At 69.5% G+C, this 22,690-nt stretch carries 17 protein-coding genes; 5 read left to right on the top strand and 12 right to left on the bottom strand.

Going from position 1 to position 22,690, the window contains the following annotated elements:
- From AC1DHX_RS07130 to argC, 9 genes are all read right to left on the bottom strand, one after another.
- The coding region (locus tag AC1DHX_RS07130; protein ID WP_476899937.1) for a pyridoxine/pyridoxamine 5'-phosphate oxidase at positions 1-458 on the bottom strand (458 nt) is incomplete at its 3' end.
- Between the two features lie 193 nt (positions 459-651).
- Positions 652-2,079 carry an argininosuccinate lyase gene (argH, locus tag AC1DHX_RS07135; RefSeq protein WP_476849479.1) on the bottom strand — a complete coding sequence of 476 codons (1,428 nt, stop codon included), beginning with the start codon at positions 2,077-2,079 and terminating at the stop codon, positions 652-654.
- A 5-nt stretch (positions 2,080-2,084) separates the two neighbouring features.
- The gene (locus AC1DHX_RS07140; protein ID WP_028277269.1) at positions 2,085-3,290 is read right to left on the bottom strand and encodes an argininosuccinate synthase; all 1,206 of its coding nucleotides are present in this window, start codon (positions 3,288-3,290) and stop codon (positions 2,085-2,087) included.
- Between the two features lie 107 nt (positions 3,291-3,397).
- A complete protein-coding gene (locus AC1DHX_RS07145) occupies positions 3,398-3,928 on the bottom strand; it encodes an arginine repressor (protein WP_476859016.1) in 531 nt (176 codons plus the stop codon).
- Positions 3,928-4,971 (bottom strand): ornithine carbamoyltransferase, encoded by a 1,044-nt coding sequence (argF, locus tag AC1DHX_RS07150; protein ID WP_476859017.1) that lies wholly within the window; start codon positions 4,969-4,971, stop codon positions 3,928-3,930. Before argF ends, AC1DHX_RS07145 begins: the two co-directional genes overlap by 1 nt.
- Positions 4,968-6,290 (bottom strand): acetylornithine transaminase, encoded by a 1,323-nt coding sequence (locus tag AC1DHX_RS07155; protein WP_476859018.1) that lies wholly within the window; start codon positions 6,288-6,290, stop codon positions 4,968-4,970. Before AC1DHX_RS07155 ends, argF begins: the two co-directional genes overlap by 4 nt.
- Positions 6,291-6,412: 122 nt before the next feature.
- Positions 6,413-7,345, bottom strand: coding sequence for an acetylglutamate kinase (gene argB / locus AC1DHX_RS07160; RefSeq protein ID WP_223917243.1), 933 nt, complete (start codon positions 7,343-7,345; stop codon positions 6,413-6,415).
- Between the two features lie 57 nt (positions 7,346-7,402).
- Positions 7,403-8,569 carry a bifunctional glutamate N-acetyltransferase/amino-acid acetyltransferase ArgJ gene (argJ, locus tag AC1DHX_RS07165; RefSeq protein ID WP_476859019.1) on the bottom strand — a complete coding sequence of 389 codons (1,167 nt, stop codon included), beginning with the start codon at positions 8,567-8,569 and terminating at the stop codon, positions 7,403-7,405.
- Positions 8,566-9,609 carry an N-acetyl-gamma-glutamyl-phosphate reductase gene (gene argC, locus AC1DHX_RS07170; RefSeq protein ID WP_476856409.1) on the bottom strand — a complete coding sequence of 348 codons (1,044 nt, stop codon included), beginning with the start codon at positions 9,607-9,609 and terminating at the stop codon, positions 8,566-8,568. Before argC ends, argJ begins: the two co-directional genes overlap by 4 nt.
- Positions 9,610-9,796: 187 nt before the next feature.
- Here argC and AC1DHX_RS07175 point away from each other — a divergent pair, with 187 nt between their 5' ends.
- From AC1DHX_RS07175 to AC1DHX_RS07190, 4 genes are all read left to right on the top strand, one after another.
- Positions 9,797-10,900 (top strand): fatty acid desaturase family protein, encoded by a 1,104-nt coding sequence (locus AC1DHX_RS07175; protein ID WP_028277262.1) that lies wholly within the window; start codon positions 9,797-9,799, stop codon positions 10,898-10,900.
- Positions 10,901-11,064: 164 nt separating this feature from the next.
- The gene (locus tag AC1DHX_RS07180) at positions 11,065-12,030 is read left to right on the top strand and encodes a quinone oxidoreductase family protein (RefSeq protein WP_476859020.1); all 966 of its coding nucleotides are present in this window, start codon (positions 11,065-11,067) and stop codon (positions 12,028-12,030) included.
- Positions 12,031-12,143: 113 nt separating this feature from the next.
- Positions 12,144-16,076, top strand: coding sequence for a Pls/PosA family non-ribosomal peptide synthetase (locus AC1DHX_RS07185; RefSeq protein ID WP_476859206.1), 3,933 nt, complete (start codon positions 12,144-12,146; stop codon positions 16,074-16,076).
- A gap of 49 nt (positions 16,077-16,125) precedes the next feature.
- Entirely contained in the window at positions 16,126-17,550 is a 1,425-nt protein-coding gene (locus AC1DHX_RS07190; RefSeq protein ID WP_476859021.1) for a M1 family metallopeptidase, read from the top strand.
- Between the two features lie 19 nt (positions 17,551-17,569).
- On the opposite strand, the gene AC1DHX_RS07195 is transcribed toward AC1DHX_RS07190, so the two are convergent.
- Genes AC1DHX_RS07195 through pheS form a run of 3 tightly spaced genes read right to left on the bottom strand, consistent with a single transcriptional unit; the run spans position 17,570 to position 21,969 of the window.
- Positions 17,570-18,316 (bottom strand): 4'-phosphopantetheinyl transferase family protein, encoded by a 747-nt coding sequence (locus AC1DHX_RS07195; RefSeq protein WP_476859022.1) that lies wholly within the window; start codon positions 18,314-18,316, stop codon positions 17,570-17,572.
- 45 nt (positions 18,317-18,361) lie between these two features.
- Positions 18,362-20,905, bottom strand: a complete 2,544-nt coding sequence (gene pheT / locus AC1DHX_RS07200; protein WP_476859023.1) for a phenylalanine--tRNA ligase subunit beta — start codon at positions 20,903-20,905, stop codon at positions 18,362-18,364.
- 2 nt (positions 20,906-20,907) lie between these two features.
- Positions 20,908-21,969 carry a phenylalanine--tRNA ligase subunit alpha gene (pheS, locus tag AC1DHX_RS07205; RefSeq protein ID WP_476859024.1) on the bottom strand — a complete coding sequence of 354 codons (1,062 nt, stop codon included), beginning with the start codon at positions 21,967-21,969 and terminating at the stop codon, positions 20,908-20,910.
- A gap of 253 nt (positions 21,970-22,222) precedes the next feature.
- On the opposite strand from pheS, the gene AC1DHX_RS07210 reads away from it, so the two are divergent.
- The gene (locus AC1DHX_RS07210; protein ID WP_476859025.1) at positions 22,223-22,690 is read left to right on the top strand and encodes a hypothetical protein; all 468 of its coding nucleotides are present in this window, start codon (positions 22,223-22,225) and stop codon (positions 22,688-22,690) included.

Genomic DNA, 22,690 nt, shown 5'->3' on the forward strand with positions numbered 1-22,690 from the left:
GCGTAGAGCTGCCAGTCTGTGTTTTCATTGTTTGCATTTTCGCTGCCGTCGGCGCCGGGCCGGGCCCGCCAGTCGGCGGCCGAGGCCTCCGCGGACAGCTCCACGACGTCCCCGGCCACGCGGACCTGGCGGCCCTGCTGTTGCCAGAAGAAGTTCAGCGCCGCATGCGGGTTGGCCGTGAGTTCCTTGCCCTTGCGGGATTCCCTGGAGGTTGCGAAGTGCCAGCCGTCGGCGTCGATGTCCTTCAGGATCAGCATCCGCGACGACGGCCGGCCGTGCTCATCGGCGGTGGCCAGGCTGCACGCGTTGGGCTGGGGCACCCCGGCCGCCAGGGCCTCGTCCAGCCACAGCCGGAACAGCTCCGCGGGGTCCGCGGGCGCCGCCGCAGGGTCGAAGTCCGGGAGCACTTCCGGGAAGTCGGGCAGGGCACGCAGCAGTTGGCGGAACGATTCGCTCATGTCGCAATGCTAGCGGGGAGTTTTCGGCGGCAAACGCACAACGCTCCCTCACTTTTGGCAAGAAATCCGCCGACGCTCCTGCAGGCAATGCAGGAGCGTCGGCCGAGACGCTGCCGGAACTCCCCACCGGCACCGTAGCCTCGCAAGCTCGGCCAGGGAACCCTGCCCGCGTGGCCCCTCTCGCGTGTGCTAATTAGCCCGCGTACTCGCGCACACCGGCGAGCTCGCCCTCGAGGGCCAGCAGCTGGCGTTCGACGGCGGCCGGTGCGGTGCCGCCCTGCGAGTTCCGGCTGTTGAGCGAACCCTCGGTGGACAGGACCGTGCGGACCTCCGGCGTCAGGTGCTCCGAGATGGCGGCGTATTCCTCGTCCGTGAGGTCCCAGAGCTCGACGCCGCGGCTTTCGGCCTGCTTGACCGCGGCGCCGGAGAGCTCGTGCGCCTCGCGGAACGGCACACCCTGGCGGACCAGCCATTCGGCGATGTCCGTCGCCAGCGCGAAACCCTGGGGAGCCAGCGCTTCCATCCGTTCGGTGTTGAACTTCAGCGTCGCGATCATCCCGGAGACTGCCGGGAGCAGGACCTCCAGGGTGTCGGCGGCGTCGAAGACCGGTTCCTTGTCCTCCTGCAGGTCGCGGTTGTACGCGAGCGGCAGGCCCTTCAGGGTGGCCAGCAGCCCGGTCAGGTTGCCGATCAGCCGGCCGGCCTTGCCGCGAGCGAGTTCGGCCACGTCCGGGTTCTTCTTCTGCGGCATGATCGAGGAGCCTGTGGAGTAGGAATCGTGCAGGGTGACGAAGGAGAATTCCTTCGTGGCCCACAGGATCACTTCCTCCGAGACCCGGGACAGGTCCACGCCGATCATGGCCGTGATCCAGGCGAACTCGGCGAAGACGTCGCGGGAGGCGGTGCCGTCGATCGAGTTGTGCGTCGCCGAGAAGAAGCCCAGGTCCGCGGCGACGGCCTCGGGGTCCAGGCCGAGCGAGGAGCCCGCCAGGGCACCGGAGCCGTAGGGCGAAACCCCGGCGCGCTTATCCCAGTCGGCCAGCCGCTGCACGTCGCGCAGCAGCGCCCATGCGTGGGCCAGCAGGTGGTGGCTGAGCAGTACCGGCTGGGCGTGCTGCAGGTGGGTGCGGCCGGGCATGGCCACGCCCTTGTGCGCCTTGGCCTGGTCCACGAGCGCGTCAATCGTGGCGAGCACGCCGCGGGCGATGATCCGGGCGTGGTCGCGCAGGAACATCCGTCCCAGGGTGGCCACCTGGTCGTTGCGGGACCGGCCGGCGCGGAGCTTGCCGCCGAGCTGGGTACCGGCGCGCTCGATCAGGCCACGCTCGAGCGAACCGTGCACGTCCTCATCGGACTCGGCCGGCAGGTAGGCGCCGGAGGCGACGTCCTCATCCAGCTGTGTCAGGGCGGCCAGCATGCCGTCCAGTTCGGCGTCGTCCAGCAGCCCGGCCTTGTGCAGCACGCGGGCGTGCGCCTTGGACCCGGCGATGTCGTAGCGGGCCAGCCGCCAGTCGAAGTGCGTGGACTTGCTCAGCGCGGCGAGGGCGTCCGCTGGGCCACCGGCGAACCGGCCGCCCCACAGAGCTCCCGTATTTGTAGCCTCAGACTTTTGCTCAGCCACAGGGGCTACTCTCCTGCGACGCGGATGTCGCGGCCGGAGGCAACCTTGGCGGACATGCCCCACAGCTCGATGAAGCCGCGCGCCATCGACTGGTCGAACGTGTCGCCGGTGTCGTACGTGGCAAGGTCGAAGTCGTAGAGCGAGGTCTCGGAGCGGCGTCCGTTGACGATCGCCTGGCCGCCGTGCAGCACCATGCGGATGTCGCCGGAGACGTATTTCTGGGTGTCCTCGATGAAGGCGTCGAGGGAGCGCTTGAGCGGCGAGAACCACTGGCCGTCGTAGACCAGCTCGGCCCAGCGCTGGCCGACGGTCGCCTTGAAGCGGGCCTGCTCGCGCTCGATCGTGATGTCTTCGAGGTGCTTGTGCGCGGTGATGAGCGCCATGGCGCCCGGTGCCTCGTAGATCTCGCGGGACTTGATGCCCACGAGGCGGTCCTCGACGACGTCGATCCGGCCCACGCCCTGGGCACCGGCGCGGCGGTTGAGTTCCTTGATGGCCTGCAGCGGGGTGACCTTGACGCCGTCGATCGCGACCGGCACGCCGGCTTCGAAGGAGATGGTGACCTCATCCGGTGCCGGCGGGAATTCCGGGGTGGCGGTGTAGTCGTAGATGTCCTTGGTGGGGGCGTTCCAGATGTCCTCGAGGTAGCCGGTTTCGACGGCGCGGCCCCAGACGTTCTGGTCGATCGAGTACGGGTTCTTCTTGGTGGTCTCGATCGGCAGTCCCTTTTCCTCGGCGAAGGCGATGGCCTTGTCGCGGGTCAGGGCGAGATCACGGACCGGGGCGATGCACTTCAGGTCCGGGCCCAGGGTCTGGATGCCGACTTCGAAGCGGACCTGGTCGTTGCCCTTGCCGGTGCAGCCGTGGGCGACGGTGGTGGCGCCGAATTCGCGGGCGGCCTTGACCAGGTGCTTGACGATCACCGGACGGGAGATGGCGGAGACCAGCGGGTAGTGGCCCTGGTAGAGGGCGTTGGCCTTCAGCGTGGGCACGCAGTACTCGTTAGCGAACTCGTCGCTGGCGTCGGCGACGTAGGCCTCGACGGCACCGCAGCCCAGCGCGCGCTGGCGGATGGTCTCCAGCGATTCGCCGCCCTGTCCGACGTCGACCGCCACGGCGATGACCTCGGCGCCGGTGGCTTCACCGATCCAGCCGATGGCTACGGAAGTATCCAGGCCACCGGAGTAGGCCAGAACAATACGCTCAGTCACGGAAATGCTCCTTAGTTGTTTGGTGATGCATTAAGTCTGGGAAAAGCTCTGTTGCAAGCCTGTCACACACCCGGGTGCCCGGTCCTGTGAAGGGCTCATGGTGTTGCCTATTGGCCGGCTTCCTCGGCGAACTGCAGGAAGCGTGCGGCGATGTCCGCGCCGCCCAGGGGGTCCCGGGTGACAAGCAGGACGGTGTCGTCCCCGGCGATGGTGCCCAGGATCGAGGGCAATACGGAGTGGTCGATGGCGAGGGCCAGGAAGTTCGCGGCGCCCGGCGGGGTCCGAAGCACCACGAGGTTGGCGGAGGCCTCGGCGGTGACGAGCAGTTCCCCGCACAACCGGGTCAGCCGGGCGTCGAGTATTTCCTGCGTGACGCCGCTCTTGGCCGCCCGTTCGCCGCCCTCCCCCGGGACGGCGTAGACCAGCACGCCGTCCTTGCCGCGGACCCGGACGGCGCCGAGTTCCACGAGGTCGCGTGACAGCGTGGCCTGGGTGACCTGGACGCCGTCGTCCGCGAGCAGCGCCGCGAGCTCGGCCTGGGAACGGACAGATTCGCCCGTGAGAATCGCCGTGATCCGCGCCTGCCGGGCTGTCTTGGTGGCCGGGCTGGCCCCAGGAGAGGCTGGCTGGACGGACATCAGGCCGGTCCGCCCACCGGTGCCGGCCCATCGAGTGGCGCGAGCGCACCGACTGGCGCCAGACCGTCAACCACTGCCAGACCGGAGCGGTGCATGAGCCAGGCCATGAGTGCCTTCTGCGCGTGCAGCCGGTTTTCGGCCTCGTCCCAGACCACCGACTGCGGGCCGTCAATGACGTCCGCGGCGATCTCGTAGCCCCGGTAGGCCGGGAGGCAGTGCAGCACGACGGCGTCCGGCGCCGCGAGCTTCATCGCGTCGGCATCCACGGAATAGGCGCGGAACAGCTTCATCCGCGCTTCCTTCTCCGCCTCCTGGCCCATGGACACCCACGTGTCGGTCGCGACGACGTCGGCGCCCAGGAGCGCTTCGGCGGGGTCCACCGTCACCAGCACCGAGCCGCCGGTCTCCGCGGCACGGTCCTCGGCGGCGGCGATGATCTCCGGCGACGGCAGGTAGCCCTCCGGTCCGGCGATGCGGACGTTCATGCCCGCCGTCACGCCGGCCAGCAGGTAGGAGTTGGCCATGTTGTTGGCCGAGTCGCCCAGGTAGGCCATGGTCAGGCCCTGGAGCGAGCCCTTGTGCTCCTTGACGGTCAGCAGATCGGCCAGGAGCTGGCATGGGTGGTAGTCATCGCACAGGGCGTTGATGACCGGAACGCGGGAGTTCTCGGCCATGGCGACGAGCCCGGCATGCGCGCCGGTGCGCCACACAATGGTGGAGACCATGCGTTCGAGCACCTTGGCAGTGTCCTCGACCGATTCTTTGTGCCCGATCTGCGCCTCGCCGGGGTTGATGATGAGCGCGTTGCCGCCCATGTCCGCGATGCCGGTGGCGAAGGAGACCCTGGTCCGGGTGGAGGTCTTGTCGAAGATGACGGCCACCGTCCGGCGGCCGTTGCCGTCTGCGGCGAAGGGCTGCACGCTGTAGGGCGCGGCCTTCATCCGGACGGCGAGCTCGAGGACCTCGGTCTGCTCGGCCGGGCTGAGGTCCGTGTCCTTGAGGAAGTGGCGGGTGGGCACTGAGGCGGTCACGGCGGCGGTCACTTGGCGTCCTTTGCAGCGTTGGTCTTGGCGGTCTCGAGCAATGCGGGCAGGGCGGCCAGGAAAAGGTCTGCCTGCTCGGTGGTCAGGATCAGCGGGGGCGCCAGCCGGATGGTGCGCGGGCCCGGGCTGTTGACGATGAACCCGGCGTCGAGGCCGGCGGCCACGACGCCCGGGGCGACATCGGCGTCGAGGTCGAAGCCGATCAGCAGCCCCTCGCCGCGGACCTCGGTCACGCCGGCGATTCCGGCGAGGCCGGCGCGCAGATGCTCCCCCAGGTTCCGGACGTGGGCCAGGATGTCCTGGTTTTCCAGGACGTGCAGGGTGGCGAGGGCGGCGGCGGTGGCCACCGGGTTGCCGCCGAAGGTCGTCCCGTGCTGGCCGGCGGTCAGCAGAGCAGACGTTTCCGGGCCGAACGTGACGAGCGCGCCGACCGGGAAGCCGCCGCCCAGGCCCTTGGCGAGGGTCACGGCGTCGGGCACGATGCCGGCGTCCTCGCTGGCCAGCCACTTGCCGGTGCGGCCGATGCCGGTCTGGACCTCGTCGAGGATCAGCAGGGCGCCGGCCGCGCTCGTGGCCTCGCGGGCCGCCTTGAGGTAGCCGGCAGGCAGCGGCCGGACGCCGGCCTCGCCCTGGATCGGTTCGAGGAAGACGGCAGCGGTGGTCTCATCAATGGCGGCGCGGAGGGCCTCGATGTCACCAAACGGGACATGCACGACGCCGCCGGGCAGCGGCGCGAACGGCGCCCGGTACGCCTCTTTGGCGGTGAGCGCGAGGGCGCCCATGGTGCGCCCGTGGAAGGCGCCTTCGAGCGCGATGATCTTGGTGCGCGGTTTCGGTGTTTTTTCCGCGACAGTATTCTCCGCGGCCGCGGACTGGCTGGCGCCACTGTTACGGCGCGCCAGCTTGAAGGCCGCCTCGACGGCTTCGGTGCCGGAGTTGGAGAAGAACACCTTGGAGCCGGCCGGGGCCTTGGACAGTTCCAGCAGCTTCTCGGCCAGGGCGATCTGGGTGGGGCTCGTGAAGAAGTTCGAGACATGGCCCAGGGTGGCCAGCTGGCTGGAGATCACCGAGGTCACGAACGGGTGGGCGTGGCCGAGGGCGTTCACCGCGATGCCGCCGAGCAGGTCCAGGTATTCCTTGCCGTCGGCGTCCCACACGAGGCAGCCGGCGCCGCGGACCAGGACCCGCTGCGGGGTGCCGAAGACGCCCAGCAGCGAGGACGAGTAGCGGGACAGCCACTGCGCGCCACTGGTTTGACCAACGAGCGCGGTCGCGGCGGCCTCCGCAGCGATGGGGGCCCCGCCCGTCCCCGGCCTCACCCCCTCCTCGCCAGCTCGGACGGGGACCCCGGAGGCCGTGGGCCCACCGCGGTGCCCGACCACACCCGGCCCCCCATCGCTGCTGCGGCCTTCAGCGGAATGGCTCAGTTCAGTGCTGCTCACTATGCGTTCACTTCCTCGTCGGGGACGACCTGGGTGCCGATGCCGGCGGTCGTAAAGGTTTCCAGGAGCATCGAGTGCGGCAGGCGGCCGTCCACGATGTGGGCGCGCTCGACGCCGTCGTCAATGGCCTTCAGGCACGCCGCCATCTTCGGGATCATGCCGGACTCAAGGCGCGGCAGCATCTCGCGCAGCTCCGACGCCGTCAGCGACGAAATGAGCGATGACCTGTCCGGCCAGTTGGCGTAGAGGCCTTCGACATCGGTCAGGATGACCAGCTTGGAGGCACCCAGGGCCGACGCCACCGCGGCCGCCGCCGTGTCCGCGTTCACATTAAGTACCTGACCGGTGGTGGATCCGTCGTCGTGGATCTCCGGGGCGACGGTGGAGATCACGGGAATCCGGCCGGCCGCGAGGATGTCCACAATCCCTTCCGGGTTCACCCCGACCACCTCGCCCACCAGGCCGAGGTCCACCTCTTCGCCGTCCACCACGGTGCCGGTGCGGACGGCGCGGAGCAGGCCGCCGTCTTCGCCGGACATGCCGACGGCGTACGGGCCGTGGGAGTTGATCAGGCCCACGAGTTCGCGTCCCACCTGGCCGGTGAGGACCATCCGGACCACGTCCATGGCCTCGGGCGTAGTGACACGCAGCCCGCCCTTGAACTCGGATTCGATCCCGAGCCGGCTGAGCATGGCGTTGATCTGCGGGCCGCCGCCATGCACCACCACGGGGTGGATGCCGACGTGGTGCAGGAACACGACGTCCTCGGCGAAGGCGCGGCGGAGCTCGTCGTTGACCATGGCATTGCCGCCGTACTTGATCACCATGGTGCTGCCGGCAAAGCGCTGGATCCAGGGCAGCGCCTCGATCAGCGTGGCGGCTTTGTCCCGGGCGTCGGACTGGGAGGTGGTCTCGCGGGTCTGGGTGTTCATGCTGTTCGTCCTCTGTTCGTCCCTGCTGTTCATCCGTCTGTTCAGCCTCCGGGGAGGTTAGCTGGAGTAGGCGCTGTTTTCGTGGACGTAGTCGTGGGTGAGGTCGTTGGTGAGGATCGTGGCCTCGGCTGTACCGGCCTGCAGGTCGATTTCGACCAGGACCTCGCGCGGTTCGAGGTCCACGAGGTTGCGGTCATCGCCGATGCTGCCGTTGCGGCAGATCTGCACACCGTTCATGGACACGTTCAGCTGGTCCGGTTCGAAGGCCGCGTCGGTGGTGCCGACGGCGGACAGCACGCGGCCCCAGTTGGGGTCCTTGCCGAAGATCGCGGTCTTGAACAGGTTGGAGCGGGCGACGGCGCGGCTGACGATTTCGGCGTCCCGCTCGCTCGCGGCGTTGAACGTCCGGATCGCGATGTCGTGGCTGGCGCCCTCGGCGTCGCCGATCAGTTTCCGGGCCAGCTCGGCGCAGACCTGGGTCAGGCCGGCGCCGAAGTCGGCGGCGGACGGCGCGGCACCGGAGGCGCCGGAGGCGAGCAGCACCACGGTGTCGTTGGTGGACATGCAGCCGTCCGAGTCCGCCCGGTCGAAGGTGAGCCGCGTGGCGTTGCGGAGTTCGGCGTCGAGCACGTCCGGCGGGACGTCGGCGTCCGTGGTGAGGACCACCAGCATGGTGGCCAGGCCCGGGGCCAGCATGCCGGCGCCCTTGGCCATGCCGCCGATGGTGAACTGCGTGCCGTCCGCGGCCGTGCCGGTGAAGACGGCCTGCTTGGACACCGAATCCGTGGTCATGATCGCGGTGGCCGCCGCGGGGCCGCCGTCCGCGGCCAGGGCTGCGGTGGCGGAACCGATCCCGGCCAGGATTTTCTCCATGGGGAGCTGCTCGCCGATCAGTCCGGTGGAGCAGACCACGACGTCGGTGGCGGAGACGCCGAGGGCTTCGGCGGTCTTCTCCGCGGTGGTGTGCGTGTTCTGGAACCCCTGGGGCCCGGTACAGGCGTTGGCCCCGCCGGAGTTGAGGATCACGGCATCCACGCGGCCGTCCTTGACCACTTCGCGGGACCAGTGCACGGGGGCCGCGGCGACGCGGTTGGACGTGAAGACCGCCGCGGCGGCTTTGAACGGGCCGTCGTTGACCACGAGGGCCACATCCGGCTTGCCGGAAGCCTTGAGCCCGGCCGTCACGCCGGCGGCGCGGAATCCCTGCGGTGCGGTGATGCTCACGGTGCGACTCCCTGGAGGTTGAGGCCGGCGGTTTCCGCCAGGCCGAGGGCTAGGTTCATGGACTGCACGGCCCCGCCGGCGGTCCCCTTGGTGAGGTTGTCGATGGCGCAGCACACGATCACGCGGCCGGTGTGCTCATCGAAGGCGAGCTGCATGACCGTGTGGTTCGATCCCTGGACCGATTTCGTGGAGGGCCACTGCCCCTCAGGGAGCAGGTGCACGAACGGTTCGTCGTCGTAGGCTTCGGCCCAGGCGGCACGCAGGTCTGCGGCAGTGACTCTGCGGCCTGGCTGCTGCCGCACCCTGGCGGTCGCCGTGGTGAGGATGCCGCGGCTCATCGGCGCCAGCGTGGGCGTGAAGGAGACGGTGACCGGGGCCCCCAGCGCTTTCGAGAGTCCCTGTTCGATCTCGGGGGTGTGCCGGTGTCCCCCGCCGACCCCGTAGGGGCTCATGGAGCCCATGACTTCGGCGCCGATCAGGTTGACCTTGGCAGCTTTGCCGGCCCCTGAGGTGCCGGAGGCGGAGACGATCACGACGTCCTCGCCCTCCAGCAGCTGGTTGCTGAAGCCGGGAGTGAGGGCCAGCAGGGCCGAGGTCGGGTAGCAGCCGGGGACGGCGATCCGGGTGGCGCCGCGGAGGGCATCGCGCTGGCCGGGCAGTTCCGGGAGGCCGTAGGGCCAGGTTCCGGCGTGGGCCGACCCGTAGAACTTCTCCCAGGCCGCCGGGTCCTCGAGGCGGTGGTCCGCGCCGGCGTCGATGACCAGGGTCCCGGCGGGCAGCTGCGCCGCGATCTCCGCGGATGCCCCGTGCGGAAGCGCCAGGAAAACGACGTCGTGCCCGGCCAGGTTATCCACGGTGGTGTCTTCGAGAATCCGGTCCGCGAGGCCATGGAGATGCGGCTGCAATTCCCCTAGTCTGGAACCGGCGTTGCTGTGGGCCGTGATGGCGCCGATGGTGACGTCGGGATGACCGGCGAGGAGCCGCAGGACCTCGCCGCCGGCATAGCCGCTAGCCCCGGAAACGGCAACAGAAATAGTCATAAGCACGACTATACAGCAAGAGTATGCATAGATGCCGATATTTATGCATCGATGGGCGTGTGTCCAAAGCTCCCGAACGGCCCGCCGCGGAAACCCGGGGCGTATGCTTGGTAAAGGGTGATCCAGACCGTGCAGCTGCGAATGTCAGCTGCAGCGTTGCCCGTAACCGTGACGAGGCAAGCGCCCTATGACCGCCACTTCCACCCTTCCCGCCGAAACGCCGGCGCGGCCGCCATCGCGGGTCCGGCAACCCAACGCCGTCGTCCTGAGCTATTCGGAACTCCTCAAGAGCGTGAAGACGGCCGGCCTCCTCGAACGGCGCGTCGGGTTCTACATCACGGTGTTCGCCAGCCTGGTGCTCCTGATGGCCGCCACCTGGTTCGGGTTCGCGCTGATCGGTGACAGCTGGTTCCAGCTCCTGATCGCCGCCGCCCTGGGCATCATCTGCACGCAGTTGAGCTTCCTGGCCCACGAGGCCGGGCACCGGCAGATCTTCGCGTCCCGCCGCGCCAACGATTGGGCAGCACGCCTGCTCGCCACCTCCGTGGCCGGGATCAGCTACTCCTGGTGGGAGCAGAAGCACGGCGCGCACCACAACCACCCGAACGTCATCTCCAAGGACCCGGACATCGCGCCCGGCCCCATCGCCTTCCACCCCGAAGCCGTAGCCGACCGCCAGGGACGCCTTGCGTTCCTGACCCGCAAGCAGGGCTGGTTCTTCTTCCCGCTCCTTTTCCTGGTGGGCCTGGGACTGCAGATCGATTCCGTGAAATTCATCGTCCGCCGGGCCAAGGTCACGCACCGCTGGGTCGAAATCCCGATCCTCGCGGTCCGGCTCAGCCTCCTGCCGGTCCTCGCGTTCACCTTCCTGCCGCTGGGCATGGCGTTCGCCTTCATCGGCGTCCAGCTGGCCGTGTTCGGCTTCTACATGGGCGCGTCCTTCGCGCCGAACCACAAGGGCATGCCGGTGCTGCCGGCGGACAGCCGGGTGGACTTCTTCAGCCGCCAGGTCCTGACGTCCCGGAACATCTCGGGCGGCCGCTTCATGGACATCCTGCTCGGCGGCCTCAACCGCCAGGCCGAACACCACCTCTTCCCGGACATGGCCCGCCCGCAGCTGCACCAGGCCGCCAAGATCGTCCGCGAGTACTGCGCCAAGCACCAGGTCCCGTACACGGAAACCACGCTGATGCAGTCGTACGCCATCATTGTCCGCTACCTCAACGACGTCGGACTCGCCGCCGGCCGCCACTTCGAATGCCCGATGGCAACGGTAACCCGCCGCTACTAAAGGACGGACCGCGGGCGGCCGCCCAGGACCTGCCGCCTCCTGGCAACGTCCGCCCAATCATCACGTGACGGCTGGTTACGAAAGGCCCCTTCATGGTCACCCCCGGTGTCCCTAGGATGGACCCAGGGACCGGGACAGAATTCCCCGCCCGGAAAAGGAGCCACATGATGCACGCAATCGTCGCCCGCCAGGCCGGCGGCCCCGAGGTCCTCGAACTCGACAAGACAGCCCGGCCCGTTCCCGGGCCCGGCCAGCTGCTGGTCAAGGTCGCGGCCGCGGGCGTGAACTTCATTGACACCTACAAGCGCAGCGGCGTCTACAAGGTCAGCTACCCCTTCACGCCCGGCTCCGAGGCCGCGGGCACCGTGGAGGAGGTCGGCGACGCCGTCACCGGGTTTGCTCCCGGTGACCGGGTGGCCACGGCCGAGGGCGCTGACTGCTACGCCGGCTATGCACTCGTCGATGAGGACAAGGCCCTCCCGGTTCCCGACGGCCTGGATGATTTCACCGCCGCGGCGCTGCCGTTGCAGGGCGTGACGGCCCACTACCTGATCAACTCCACCTTCAAGGTCGAGTCCGGCCACACCGTGCTGCTCCACGCCGGCGCCGGCGGTGTGGGGCTCCTGATGATCCAGTTGCTCAAGGCCAGGGGCGCCAACGTCATCACCACCGTTTCGACTGACGCGAAAGAGCAGCTGGCCCGCGAAGCCGGCGCCGACAACGTGCTTCGCTACGACGGTTTGGCCGACCGGGTCCGGGATCTGACCAACGGCACGGGCGCGGATGTGGTGTACGACGGCGTCGGGAAAGACACTTTCGACGCCTCCCTGGCGTCCCTGCGCATCCGGGGCATGCTGGTGCTCTTCGGTGCAGCGTCCGGCCCGGTCCCGCCGTTCGACCCGCAGCGGCTCAACGCCGGCGGCTCGTTGTACCTCACGCGGCCCACCATGGGCCATTACCTGCGCGACGCCCGGGAACGCCGCTGGCGCTCCGACGAAGTCTTTGCCGCCGCTGCCGACGGCAGCCTCAAGGTCAGGATCGGCGCACGCTATCCTCTCGGCGAGGCAGCCCGTGCCCACGAGGACCTTGAACAGCGCCGCACCACCGGCAAAGTCATCCTCGTCCCCTAGGCTGCACGGTCCCCCAAGCCGTACGGCAACACCATCCGTTCATCTCCTGCAGGGACAATGCGCCAGTGACCGAGCAACGACTGACCCCTAGTGAAGCCCCCGACGCCGGTGCGGTGCAGAGTCTTCCCGCTCCCCGTCCCACCGTCCACGAGCCCCAGCTGCCGGGCGCCCTCTCCGCCCCGCCGGAGCGCACGCTGATAGACATCGTCCGGGATACTGCGGCCCGGTACCCGGACGCTTCGGCGCTCGACGACGGCCACCGTTCGCTCAGTTACGCCCAGCTCATGGACGAGGTCCGGGCCACCGCCCGGAAACTGCACCTCGCCGGGCTGGGTGCCGGCGACAAGATCGGCGTCCGGATCCCGTCGGGCACCAACGAACTCTACGTCTCGATCCTGGCGGTGCTGCTGGTCGGTGCGGCCTATGTCCCCGTAGACGCCGACGATCCCGACGAACGGGCCAAACTGGTCTTCGGGGAGGCGAGGGTGGCCGGCATCCTCCGCGCCGGCGGGAAGATCGTCACGGACAGCAACCGCCCCCGCCCGTTCCCCGACGCGAGGCCGCCCGGCCCCGACGACGACGCGTGGGTCATTTTCACCTCCGGCTCCACCGGCACCCCCAAGGGCGTCGCGGTCCGGCACCGCTCGGCCGCCGCGTTCGTGGACGCCGAGGCCCGCATCTTCCTGCAGGCCGATCCGGTGGGCCCGCAGGACCGGGTGCTGGCCGGCCTGTCCGTTGCCTTCGATGCCTCCTGCGAGGAAATGTGGCTCGCGTGGCGCCACGGCGCCTGCCTGGTTCCGGCACCCCGGGCACTGGTGCGGACCGGGATGGACCTCGGCCCCTGGCTCATCAGCCACGGCATCACCGTGGTTTCCACTGTCCCCACACTGGCCGCGCTCTGGCCCGTGGAGTCGCTGGAAAGTGTCCGGCTGCTGATCTTCGGCGGGGAGGCGTGCCCGCCCGACCTTGCCGAACGGCTCGCCGTCGAAGGACGCGAAGTATGGAACACCTACGGGCCCACCGAGGCCACCGTGGTCGCGTGCGCCGCGCAGCTCGGCGCGCCCGGCCCCATCCGGATCGGCCTGCCGCTGGACGGCTGGGACCTCGCCGTCGTCGACGCCGATTCGCTGCCCGTCGCCGAAGGCGCGGTGGGCGAACTGATCATCGGCGGCGTCGGGCTGGCCCGGTACCTTGACCCGGTCAAGGACGCGGAAAAATATGCCCCCATGCCGTCCCTGGGCTGGCCGCGCGCCTACCGCTCCGGCGACCTCGTCAGGTACGAAGCAGAAGGCCTCATTTTCCAGGGCCGCGCCGATGAGCAGGTCAAGCTCGGCGGCCGCAGGATCGAACTCGGCGAAATCGACGCCGCCCTGCAGTCCCTGCCGGATATCGCCGGCGCCGCGGCCGCCGTGCAGACCACCGCGGCCGGCAACCAGATCCTGGTCGGCTACCTTGCCGCCGTCGCGGGCCGGGACATCGACCTCGCGGCCGCCCGCGAACTGCTGGGCGAACGCCTGCCCGCGCCCCTCATTCCGTTGCTGACGCTCGTCGATTCGCTGCCGACCAAGACCAGCGGCAAAGTGGACCGCCACGCCCTGCCCTGGCCGCTCAGCGGAACCGGAGCGGCAGAGGCCGAAGGTGCCCCGCTGAACCTGCCGGAGGACGCGCAGTGGATCGTGGAGCAGTGGAGCGCCGTGCTGGGAAGCCCGGTCACCAGCCTCGATGCCGACTTCTTCGCCTACGGCGGCGGCTCGCTGGCCGCCGCGCAGCTCGTGTCCGCCCTCCGCGTCCGCTATCCCACCATCACGGTGGCCGATATCTACGCGACGCCCCGGGTGGGCGCCCTGGTGGACGAGGCCCGTCAGTCGCTGCCTGAGGGTGGTGCCGTCGCTGCCCAGGAGCGCACCGTCCGGCCCACCGCGCGGAAGTCGCAGGCCTTCCAGACGCTCCTGGGCGTTCCCTTGCACATCCTGGTCGGCATGCGCTGGCTGACCTACCTGATGGCAGCCAACAACCTGCTGGCCGCCGTCGCCGGATTCAGCGCCGCGCCAACGATCTCATGGTGGTGGGTGGGAGCTTCCTGGCTGGTCTTCGTCAGTCCCGCCGGGCGGATGCTGCTCTCCGTCGCCGCCGCCCGCATCCTGCTGCGCAACGTGGTGCCTGGCACCTATCCCCGGTCCGGGCGGGTGCACCTCCGGCTCTGGCTCGCGGAACAGATCCAGGACCTGGCCGGCGCCATCAGCCTCGCCAGCGCGCCCTGGGTGCCCTACTACGCGAAAGCGCTCGGGGCGAAGATCGGCGAGAACGTCCAGCTGCACTCGCTGCCGCCCGTCACCGGGATGCTGACCCTCGGCACAGGGTCCAATATCGAGCCCGAAGTCGATCTGTCCGGCTGGTGGATCGACGGCGACCGTGTCCACATCGGCGCCATCCGGATTGGCCCCGGCGCAAGCGTGGGGGCCCGCAGCACGCTGATGCCGGGAGCCACGGTGGGTGCCGGGGCGCAGGTGGAGCCGGGTTCCGCTGTGATCGGCAAGGTCAAGGCGGGACAGCTCGTGGCCGGGTCCCCGGCCGAGCGCCGTGGCAAGGCCCGGCACTCGTGGCCGGACTCCCCGGACGAGCACCGGCTGATGGGCCGGTTGTGGTTCGCCGGTTTCGCCGCCGCCTCCGCCATGCTGGCGCTCATCCCCTACGTCTCCGCCGCCGTCGCGGGCTTGGTGATCTTCGCGTTCATCCAGGGCAGCTCCTCACTGCCCGCGGCCCTGCCCGGCATAGCGCTCTCGATCCCGCTGGCGGCGCTGGCATGGTTCCTGACCAACCTGCTGCTGATCCTGGCCACGACGAGGCTCCTCAGCGTCGGCCTCGCTGAAGGCTACTACCGGGTCCGGAGCCGGATCGGGTGGCAGGTCTGGGCGACCGAGCGGGTACTGGATCTGGCCCGGGATCTGCTGTTCCCGATCTACGCCAGCCTCTTTACGCCGGTCTGGCTGCGGCTTCTCGGTGCGAAGGTCGGCCGCAACGTGGAGGCCTCGACAGTGCTGCTGATCCCGCGCATGACCACCGTGGGCGAGGGCGCGTTCCTGGCCGACGACACGATGGTGGCGTCCTACGAACTCGACGGCGGCTGGATGCACATAGCCCCGGCCAAGATCGGCAAGCGGTCTTTCCTGGGCAACTCGGGCATGACGGCGGCCGGGCGCAGCGTGCCCAAGAACTCCCTCGTGGCGGTCTTGTCCGCGACGCCGGCCAAGGCGAAGTCCGGCACCTCGTGGCTCGGCAGCCCGCCGGTGCGGCTGCGGCGCACCGCCATCGCCTCGGACGACACACGGACCTACCAGCCGCCCCGGAAGCTGAAGGTCGCGCGCGCCCTGTGGGAGCTGTGCCGGTTCGTCCCGGTCATGCTGACGGTCGTCATCGCCGTCGGTGTCATGCTCGCGTTCGACGCGATGGCGGCCCTGTTCAACTACGGAGTCGCCGCTCTCCTGAGCGGGGTGGTGATCCTGCTCGCCGGGGCCACGGCCGCGGGCAGCGCCGTCGTGGCCAAGTGGCTGCTGGTGGGCCGCATCCGCCCCGGCGAGCACCCGCTGTGGAGCTCCTTCATTTGGCGGAACGAGGTAGTGGACACGTTCATTGAGATGGTCAGCGCCCCGTGGTTCGCGCGCGCCGCCACGGGGACACCGGCTCTCGTGTGGTGGCTGCGGGCACTCGGCGCGAAAATCGGTGCCGGGACCTGGTGCGAAAGCTACTGGCTGCCGGAGGCGGACCTCGTCACCCTCGGCAGGAATTCGACCGTCAACCGCGGGTGCGTGGTCCAGACCCATCTGTTCCATGACCGTGTCATGAGCATCGACACTGTTACGCTCGATGACGGAGCCACCATGGGCCCGCACGGCGTCATCCTGCCGCAGGCCAGGATCGGCAGCGGCGGCACGGTGGGGCCGGCGTCCCTCGTCATGCGGGGCGAAACCGTCCCTGCCGGGACGTACTGGATGGGCAATCCGGTCAGCCCCTGGGACGGGCCGGCACCGCCCGCAGGGCCCCGTTAGGCCCGGCGCCTGCGCACGTCAACCAGCACCACAACCGAAGGTCCGTCCATTGAGCACCAGCGCACCAAGCAGCAGCGGCGCCGCCGCCCGCGGGGACATCAGCGGGGAAATCAGCCGCGAAATCAGCCGGGCCACGAGCCCGGAGGCCGGCGCCCCGGACCCCTATATGCCCGGCCACGGGACCAATGCCTACCGCGTCACCCGGTATGAACTCGATCTGGACTACCGGGTCAGCAGCAACCGCCTTGCCGGGCACGCCGTCCTGCACGCCATCACGCAGCTCCCGACGTCGGCGATCGTCCTGGACCTGGCCGGCTTGCGGGCCACGAAGATCCAGCTCAACGGGCGCAGGGTACGCCGGTTCACGCAGCGGGCCGAGCAGCTCGTTGTCTACCCCGACAACCCGCTGCTCGCCACCGAGGCCTTCACGCTGGACATCCGCTATGAGGGGTACCCCGCGCCGCGCCGCGGCGTGTGGGGCGAAGTGGGCTGGGAGGAGCTCTCCGATGGGGTGCTGGTCGCCGGGCAGCCCAACGGGGCAGCCTCCTGGTTTCCGTGCAATGACCACCCGCGGGACAAAGCGACCTACCTCATCACCGTGACCACCGACGCGAACTACCGGGCCGTATGCAACGGGGTGCTGCTCTCCCGCACCAGCAGGGCCAGCCGCGAGACCTGGGTCTTTGAGCAGGCCGAACCCATGGCCACCTACCTGGCCACGGTCCAGATCGGCCGCTACCAGCTCCTGACGCTCAATGCCGACCGGCCCTCAGGGCACGTTCCGCAGTATGTGGCCGTGCCGGCGTCGCTGCAGGCGGGCGCCCGGGCCGCCCTGGCCCGCCAGCCCGACATGATGCGGACCTTCACTAACTGCTTTGGGCCGTACCCGTTCCCGGAGTACACGGTGGTGGTCACCGACGACGTCCTGGAAATCCCGCTGGAAGCGCAGACGCTGTCCATCCTGGGGCCCAACCATCTGCGGCAGGACTGGGAATCACAGCGGATGATCGCCCACGAACTCGCCCACCAGTGGTTCGGGAACTCCCTGACCACTGCGACCTGGAAGGACATCTGGCTGCACGAGGGCTTTGCCTGCTACGCGGAATGGATCTGGTCTGAAGAGGCCGGCATCATGTCGGCGGCGGCCCGCGCGCGCGCCGCCTGGCGCAAGCTCGCCGCTGCCCCGCAGGACCTGATGGTGGGCGACCCCGGCCCCGAACTGATGTTTGACGACCGGGTCTACAAACGCGGCGCCCTGGCCCTGCACGCCCTGCGGGTACGCTGCGGCGACCTGGCGTTCTTCGCCCTGCTGCACGACTGGACGGACCGCTTCCGGCACGGCACCGTGACCACCGCCGACTTCATCGTCGCGGCCGCTCACACGACGGGCCTGGACGCAGAGGCCCTGTTGCACCCCTGGCTGTTCGCCGACGCCCTGCCGCCGCTCCCGCAGGCAACGCCGCCCAAGATCTGATCAGGGGCCGGAGCCCTGACTAGGGAAGGACCGCCAGGGCGACGGCTGCCACGAGGTCAGCGGGCAGGCCCGTCTCTGCCGGCGGCAGGTCCCGGAGCCCTGCGCGGCCGTTCACTGTCGGCGCCAGCACGTCCAGGGTGTCCGGGGCCGTCTGCAGCCCGGTGCCCAGCATTTTGAGCCAGGCCTCCTTGCGCGCCCACAGGCGCGCCCTGCCCTGCAGCAGCGCGATGCCGGCCAGCCCGGCGAGGTGCCGTTGTTCCGCCGGCGTCAACACGACGTCGTCGAACCCGTCGAAGTCCGCCCGGGCCGGATCCTCGACGTCGATGCCCAGGTGCTCGCCCGGGTCCGGGTCCACGACCCCGGCCAGAAGCGTCCAGCCGGCCGCACGGGACAGGCTCAGCAGCAGCGGCGCCGCCTGGCCCCGGAGCAGGTAGCCGGGCCGGCCGTGTGAGATGTCCGCGCCGGTGCCGCACCGAGGGCAGCTGTACCAGGCGGTGAGGTCCGACGCCGGAACGCCGAGCAGGCCGGCGGCGAACCGGCGCTGCGCGAGCCGCCCGTGCAGGAAGTCCTCCCGGGTCCGCGGGGTCATGGCCCTGGCCCGGACGAGTTCGGCCCCGTCCAGCAGGGAGCGGGAGTCGCGTTCCAGCTCCGGTTCCGGGTAAAGGGCTGGTGCCGCGTCCACGGTCGCCCCCAGGTCCCTGGGAACCCCGGGGTCGCCGGGTACGCGAAAGGGCGGGCAGGCACGCACAACAAGGTGTGATGCCATGACCCGCCCCTTTCAGAAACGTCTGCGCTGTGACCAGCGCAGTCCTCAGCGCTGCACCGCTCCGAATCGTTCGTGGGCGGCGGCCACGGCACCTTCACGGGCCTCCGAGGCCTCGTCCGCCGTCAGGGTGCGGTCGTCGGCGCGGAAGCGCAGGCTGAACGCCAGCGACTTCTTGCCTTCCTCGATGCCCTTGCCCGCGTAGACGTCGAACAACGCGACGTCCTCGAGCAGTTCGCCGGCGCCTTCACGCAGCGCAGCCAGCACCTCCCCGGCCGGGACGTCCTGCGCCACCACCAAGGCCACGTCCTGCGTGGCCACCGGGTACGTCGAGATGTGCCGGGCCACGATCACGTCGGCGGCTGCCTCGAAGAGGGCGTCGGCGTTCAGTTCCAGTGCCACGGACCGGGCCGGCATGTCGTGCGCCGCCAGCAGCTTCGGGTGCAGCTCGCCGGCGTAGCCCACCACTTCGCCGGTGCGCAGTTCAAGCTGCGCCGCCCGGCCCGGGTGGAAGGCCTGATGCCGGCCCTGCGTGACCAGGAGCTCGACGCCGAGCACGTCGCCGGCGATCCGGGCGATGTCCACCGCGTCCGCCCAGTCCCAGGCCCGCGGGGCGTGGCCCGGGGCAGCGGGAGAGTCATGCCCCGTGAGCACGGCGGCGAGGTGCAGCGGCTGGTCCGGGACGCCGTCGTACAGGGCATCGAGCACGTCGTCGCCGGGCTTGACGCCGAGCGGCGGAATCGCGGAGGTGCCAAGCTTCTCGCCCGGCAGGAACACGAGCCCGGCCTCGAAAAGGGCGAGGTCGCGGAAGCCGCGGGAGTGGTTGCGCTTGGCAACCTCGATCAGGCCCGGCAGGACGGAGGTCCGCAGGAAGCCGTGCTCCTCGCTGATCGGGTTGGCCAGCTTGAGGGCCTTGCGCTCCGCACCTTCGGCGGGGACGCCAAAGGTGTCATTGGCGGCCTTCGAGACGAACGGATACGCCAGCACCTCGGTGAGTCCGGCGTCGGCGAGGGCCTGGATCAGGCGGCGGCGCTGCTGCTGGACGCGGGTCAGGCCACGGCCCGGGGGCGCCACAGGCAGGGTCGCCGGGATCTTGTCGTAGCCGACCAGCCGGGCGATTTCCTCGGTGAGGTCGTCCTTGGTCTCGAGGTCCTGGCGCCAGCTCGGGGCGGTCACCGTGTAGCCGTTGCCGGTCTTGGCAACGACGGCGCCGAGGTCCTCGAGCGAGGTCAGGATCTGTTCCTCGGTGAAGTCGATCCCGATCCGGGCTGCCGCGTACTCTGCCGGCAGTTCGATGGTGACGGCGTCCGGCGCGGTCCCGACGTCGGTCCCGGCCTCGTCGGCCGTTCCGCCGGCGAGTTCGACCAGCAGGTCCACCACACGCTGGGCGGCCACGTCGGCCACTTGCCAGTCCACGCCGCGTTCGAAGCGCTTGGACGCCTCGGAGGGCAGCTTGTGCCGGCGGCGGGCACGGGCGATCGAGACCTCGTCGAAGTGCGCGGCCTCGACCAGGACGTTCGTGGTGGTGTCCGAGACTTCGGTGTGGGCACCGCCCATGACACCGGCGATTCCGATGGGCCCGGATTCGTCCGTGATCAGCAGATCCTCGACGTCGAGCGTGCGCTCCTTGTCGTCCAGGGTGGTGATCTTCTCCCCCGCCGTGGCCCGCCGGACCACTATGTCGCCGGCCAGCTTGTCCAGGTCATAGCAGTGGTTCGGCTGCCCGAGCTCGAGCATGACGTAGTTGGAGATGTCCACCGGCAGGGAGATGGACCGGATGCCGGCGAGCCGGAGACGGGAGGTCATCCACGGCGGGGTAGGCCGGGTGGCATCGACACCGCGCACGGTGCGGGCCACGAAACGGTCGCAGCCGGGCTTGCCGTAGATGGGGGCGTCGTCGTTGAGCTTGACGCCGTAGCCGCCGGAGAGCGACTGCGGAACCTGGACCTTGGAGACCGGGTCCGTGAACACGGTGCCGGTGGCGTGCGCGTATTCACGGGCCGCACCGCGGATGGAGAAGCAGTAGCTGCGGTCAGGGGTGACGTTGATTTCGGCGGCCTGGTCGTAGAGGCCGAGCAGTTCCATCGCGTCGGTGCCCAGTTCCGGGTCTAGGCCGATCCGGGACAGCACCAGGATGCCGTCGTGGTCCTCCCCGATGCCGAGTTCGCGGACGGAGGCGATCATGCCGGCAGAGAGGTGCCCGTAGGTCTTGCGCGCGGAGATCCGGAAGTCGCCCGGCAGCACGGCGCCGGGGAGGGTGACCACCACCTTGTCGCCTTCCACGAAGTTGTGGGCGCCGCAGATGATGCCCTGCACGCCGGAGGGATCGATGCCGGCGCCGGTCAGGGTCTGCTCACTGCCCTCGGGGACAACCCGGACCTGGCACCAGTTGATGGTCTTGCCGTTGGACTGGGGTTCCTTGACGATGCTGAGCACCTGGCCCACCACGATCGGACCCTGGACGGCGTCCGTGGGCCGGTGGACTGCTTCTTCTTCGAGCCCGACCTTGACGAGCTCGGCCATGACGTCTTCGGCCGTCGCTTCGGCCGGTACCTGCGCGAATTCGCGCAGCCATGAAAGTGGGATACGCACTGTTAGATCTCCATCCCGAAGTGCTCGCTGAAACGTACGTCGCCTTCAATCATGTCGCGCATGTCGCCAACCTCGTTGCGGAACATGAGGGTGCGTTCGATGCCCATGCCGAAGGCAAAGCCTGAATAGATGTCCGGGTCGATCCCGGCCGCGCGCAGGACGTTGGCGTTGACCATGCCGCAGCCGCCCCACTCGATCCAGCTGGGGCCGCCCTTGGCGCCTGGGTGCCAGATGTCCAGCTCCGCAGAGGGCTCGGTGAACGGGAAGTAGTTGGGCCGCAGCCGGATCTGGGCTTCCGCGCCGAACATCTGGCGTGCGAAGTGCTCCAGGGTGCCGCGGAGGTCTGCCATGCTCAGGTTCTTGTCGATGGCCAGGCCCTCGAACTGGTGGAACACGGGGGTGTGCGTCGCGTCGAGCTCGTCCGTGCGGAACACCTTGCCCGGGCACAGCACATAGATGGGCAGCTCCCGTTCCAGCATGGAGCGGACCTGCACCGGCGAGGTGTGCGTGCGCATGAGCAGGTGGGCCTCGGGCGGCTCGACGAAGAACGTGTCCTGCATGTCGCGGGCGGGGTGGTCCGGCTTGAAGTTCAGGGCATCGAAGTTAAACCATTCGGACTCGACCTCGGGACCTTCGGCGATTTCCCAACCCATGCCGACAAAGATGTCCGCCACGCGGTCCTGCAGCGTGGACAGCGGGTGGCGTGCACCGGCTGTGCGCCGGCGCGGCGCTGCCGTGACATCCACGGTCTCTTCGACGAGGATCCGCGCGTCGTTCTCGGCCTCGAGCGCGACCGTGCGGTCCGCGAGCGCCTTGTTGACCCGTCCCCTCGAGGCGCCCATGAGCTTGCCGGCGGCGGCCTTCTGGTCCTTGGGCAGCGCGCCGATCTCACGGTTGGCGAGGCTCAGGGCGGACTTCTCGCCCGTGTGGGCGAGGCGCACGGCCTTGAGTTCATCGAGGGTCGCGGCGGCGGCGATGGCGGCAACGGCCTGGTCTACGGCGGCGGTAATGGCGGTTTCATCCAGAGGATTCGGGACGGCTGCGTCCGGCAAAGTTTCAGTCATCTACTGTTCTTAGCTACGAGTCGGATCATGCCAACAGCGTGCGCCGGGCACAGGGCGCGGCGCAGGTTCTCGGCAAGGCTTGTGGTCACTGTCCCCAGTCTAGTAGACGGCCGTCGGCGGCATGGCACGGCCGCCCCGCACGTGACGCAGCGGTGCCGGCTGCGCCTGGGCACGCCAACGCCGGGATTCCACCGGCATGGGACATCCCGGCGGACCCCTGACTGCCGGGCACACCCCCGGCTACCATGGCCTCATGACGCCCGGACAACGGCTTCGCCAGATCGCCAACCTGCTCAACGGCTCCACCCTGCTGGGCCTGCTGCTGGCAACCTTGGCGCGGACAACCGTCAGCTCCGGTCCGCGCGGATTGCTGATCGCGGGCCGCTACCGCTGGCGGTTGCCGTTTGCTGCGGCCTTCACCGTGGGCAACGTGATCCTCTTCCGCGCCGGACCGGAATCCGCCCGCGCCAATCCAGTGCTACTGGGCCACGAAGAGCGCCACAGCACCCAATACGCCTGGTGCCTCGGGCTGCCCTTCCTTCCGCTGTACTTCATGGCCGCCGGCTGGTCCCTCTGGCGCACGGGCAACCCGGGCAGCGCCAACATCTTCGAGCGCCATGCCGGCCTGGAAGCGGGCGGCTACCCCCGGCCCGGCCTGCCCGGACCCATCCCACGCACGCACCGCAGAATGGGCACCGCCCCCGAACGTTACGAGGCCTGA

The organism is Arthrobacter sp. 05N33_2 (assembly GCF_056397425.1).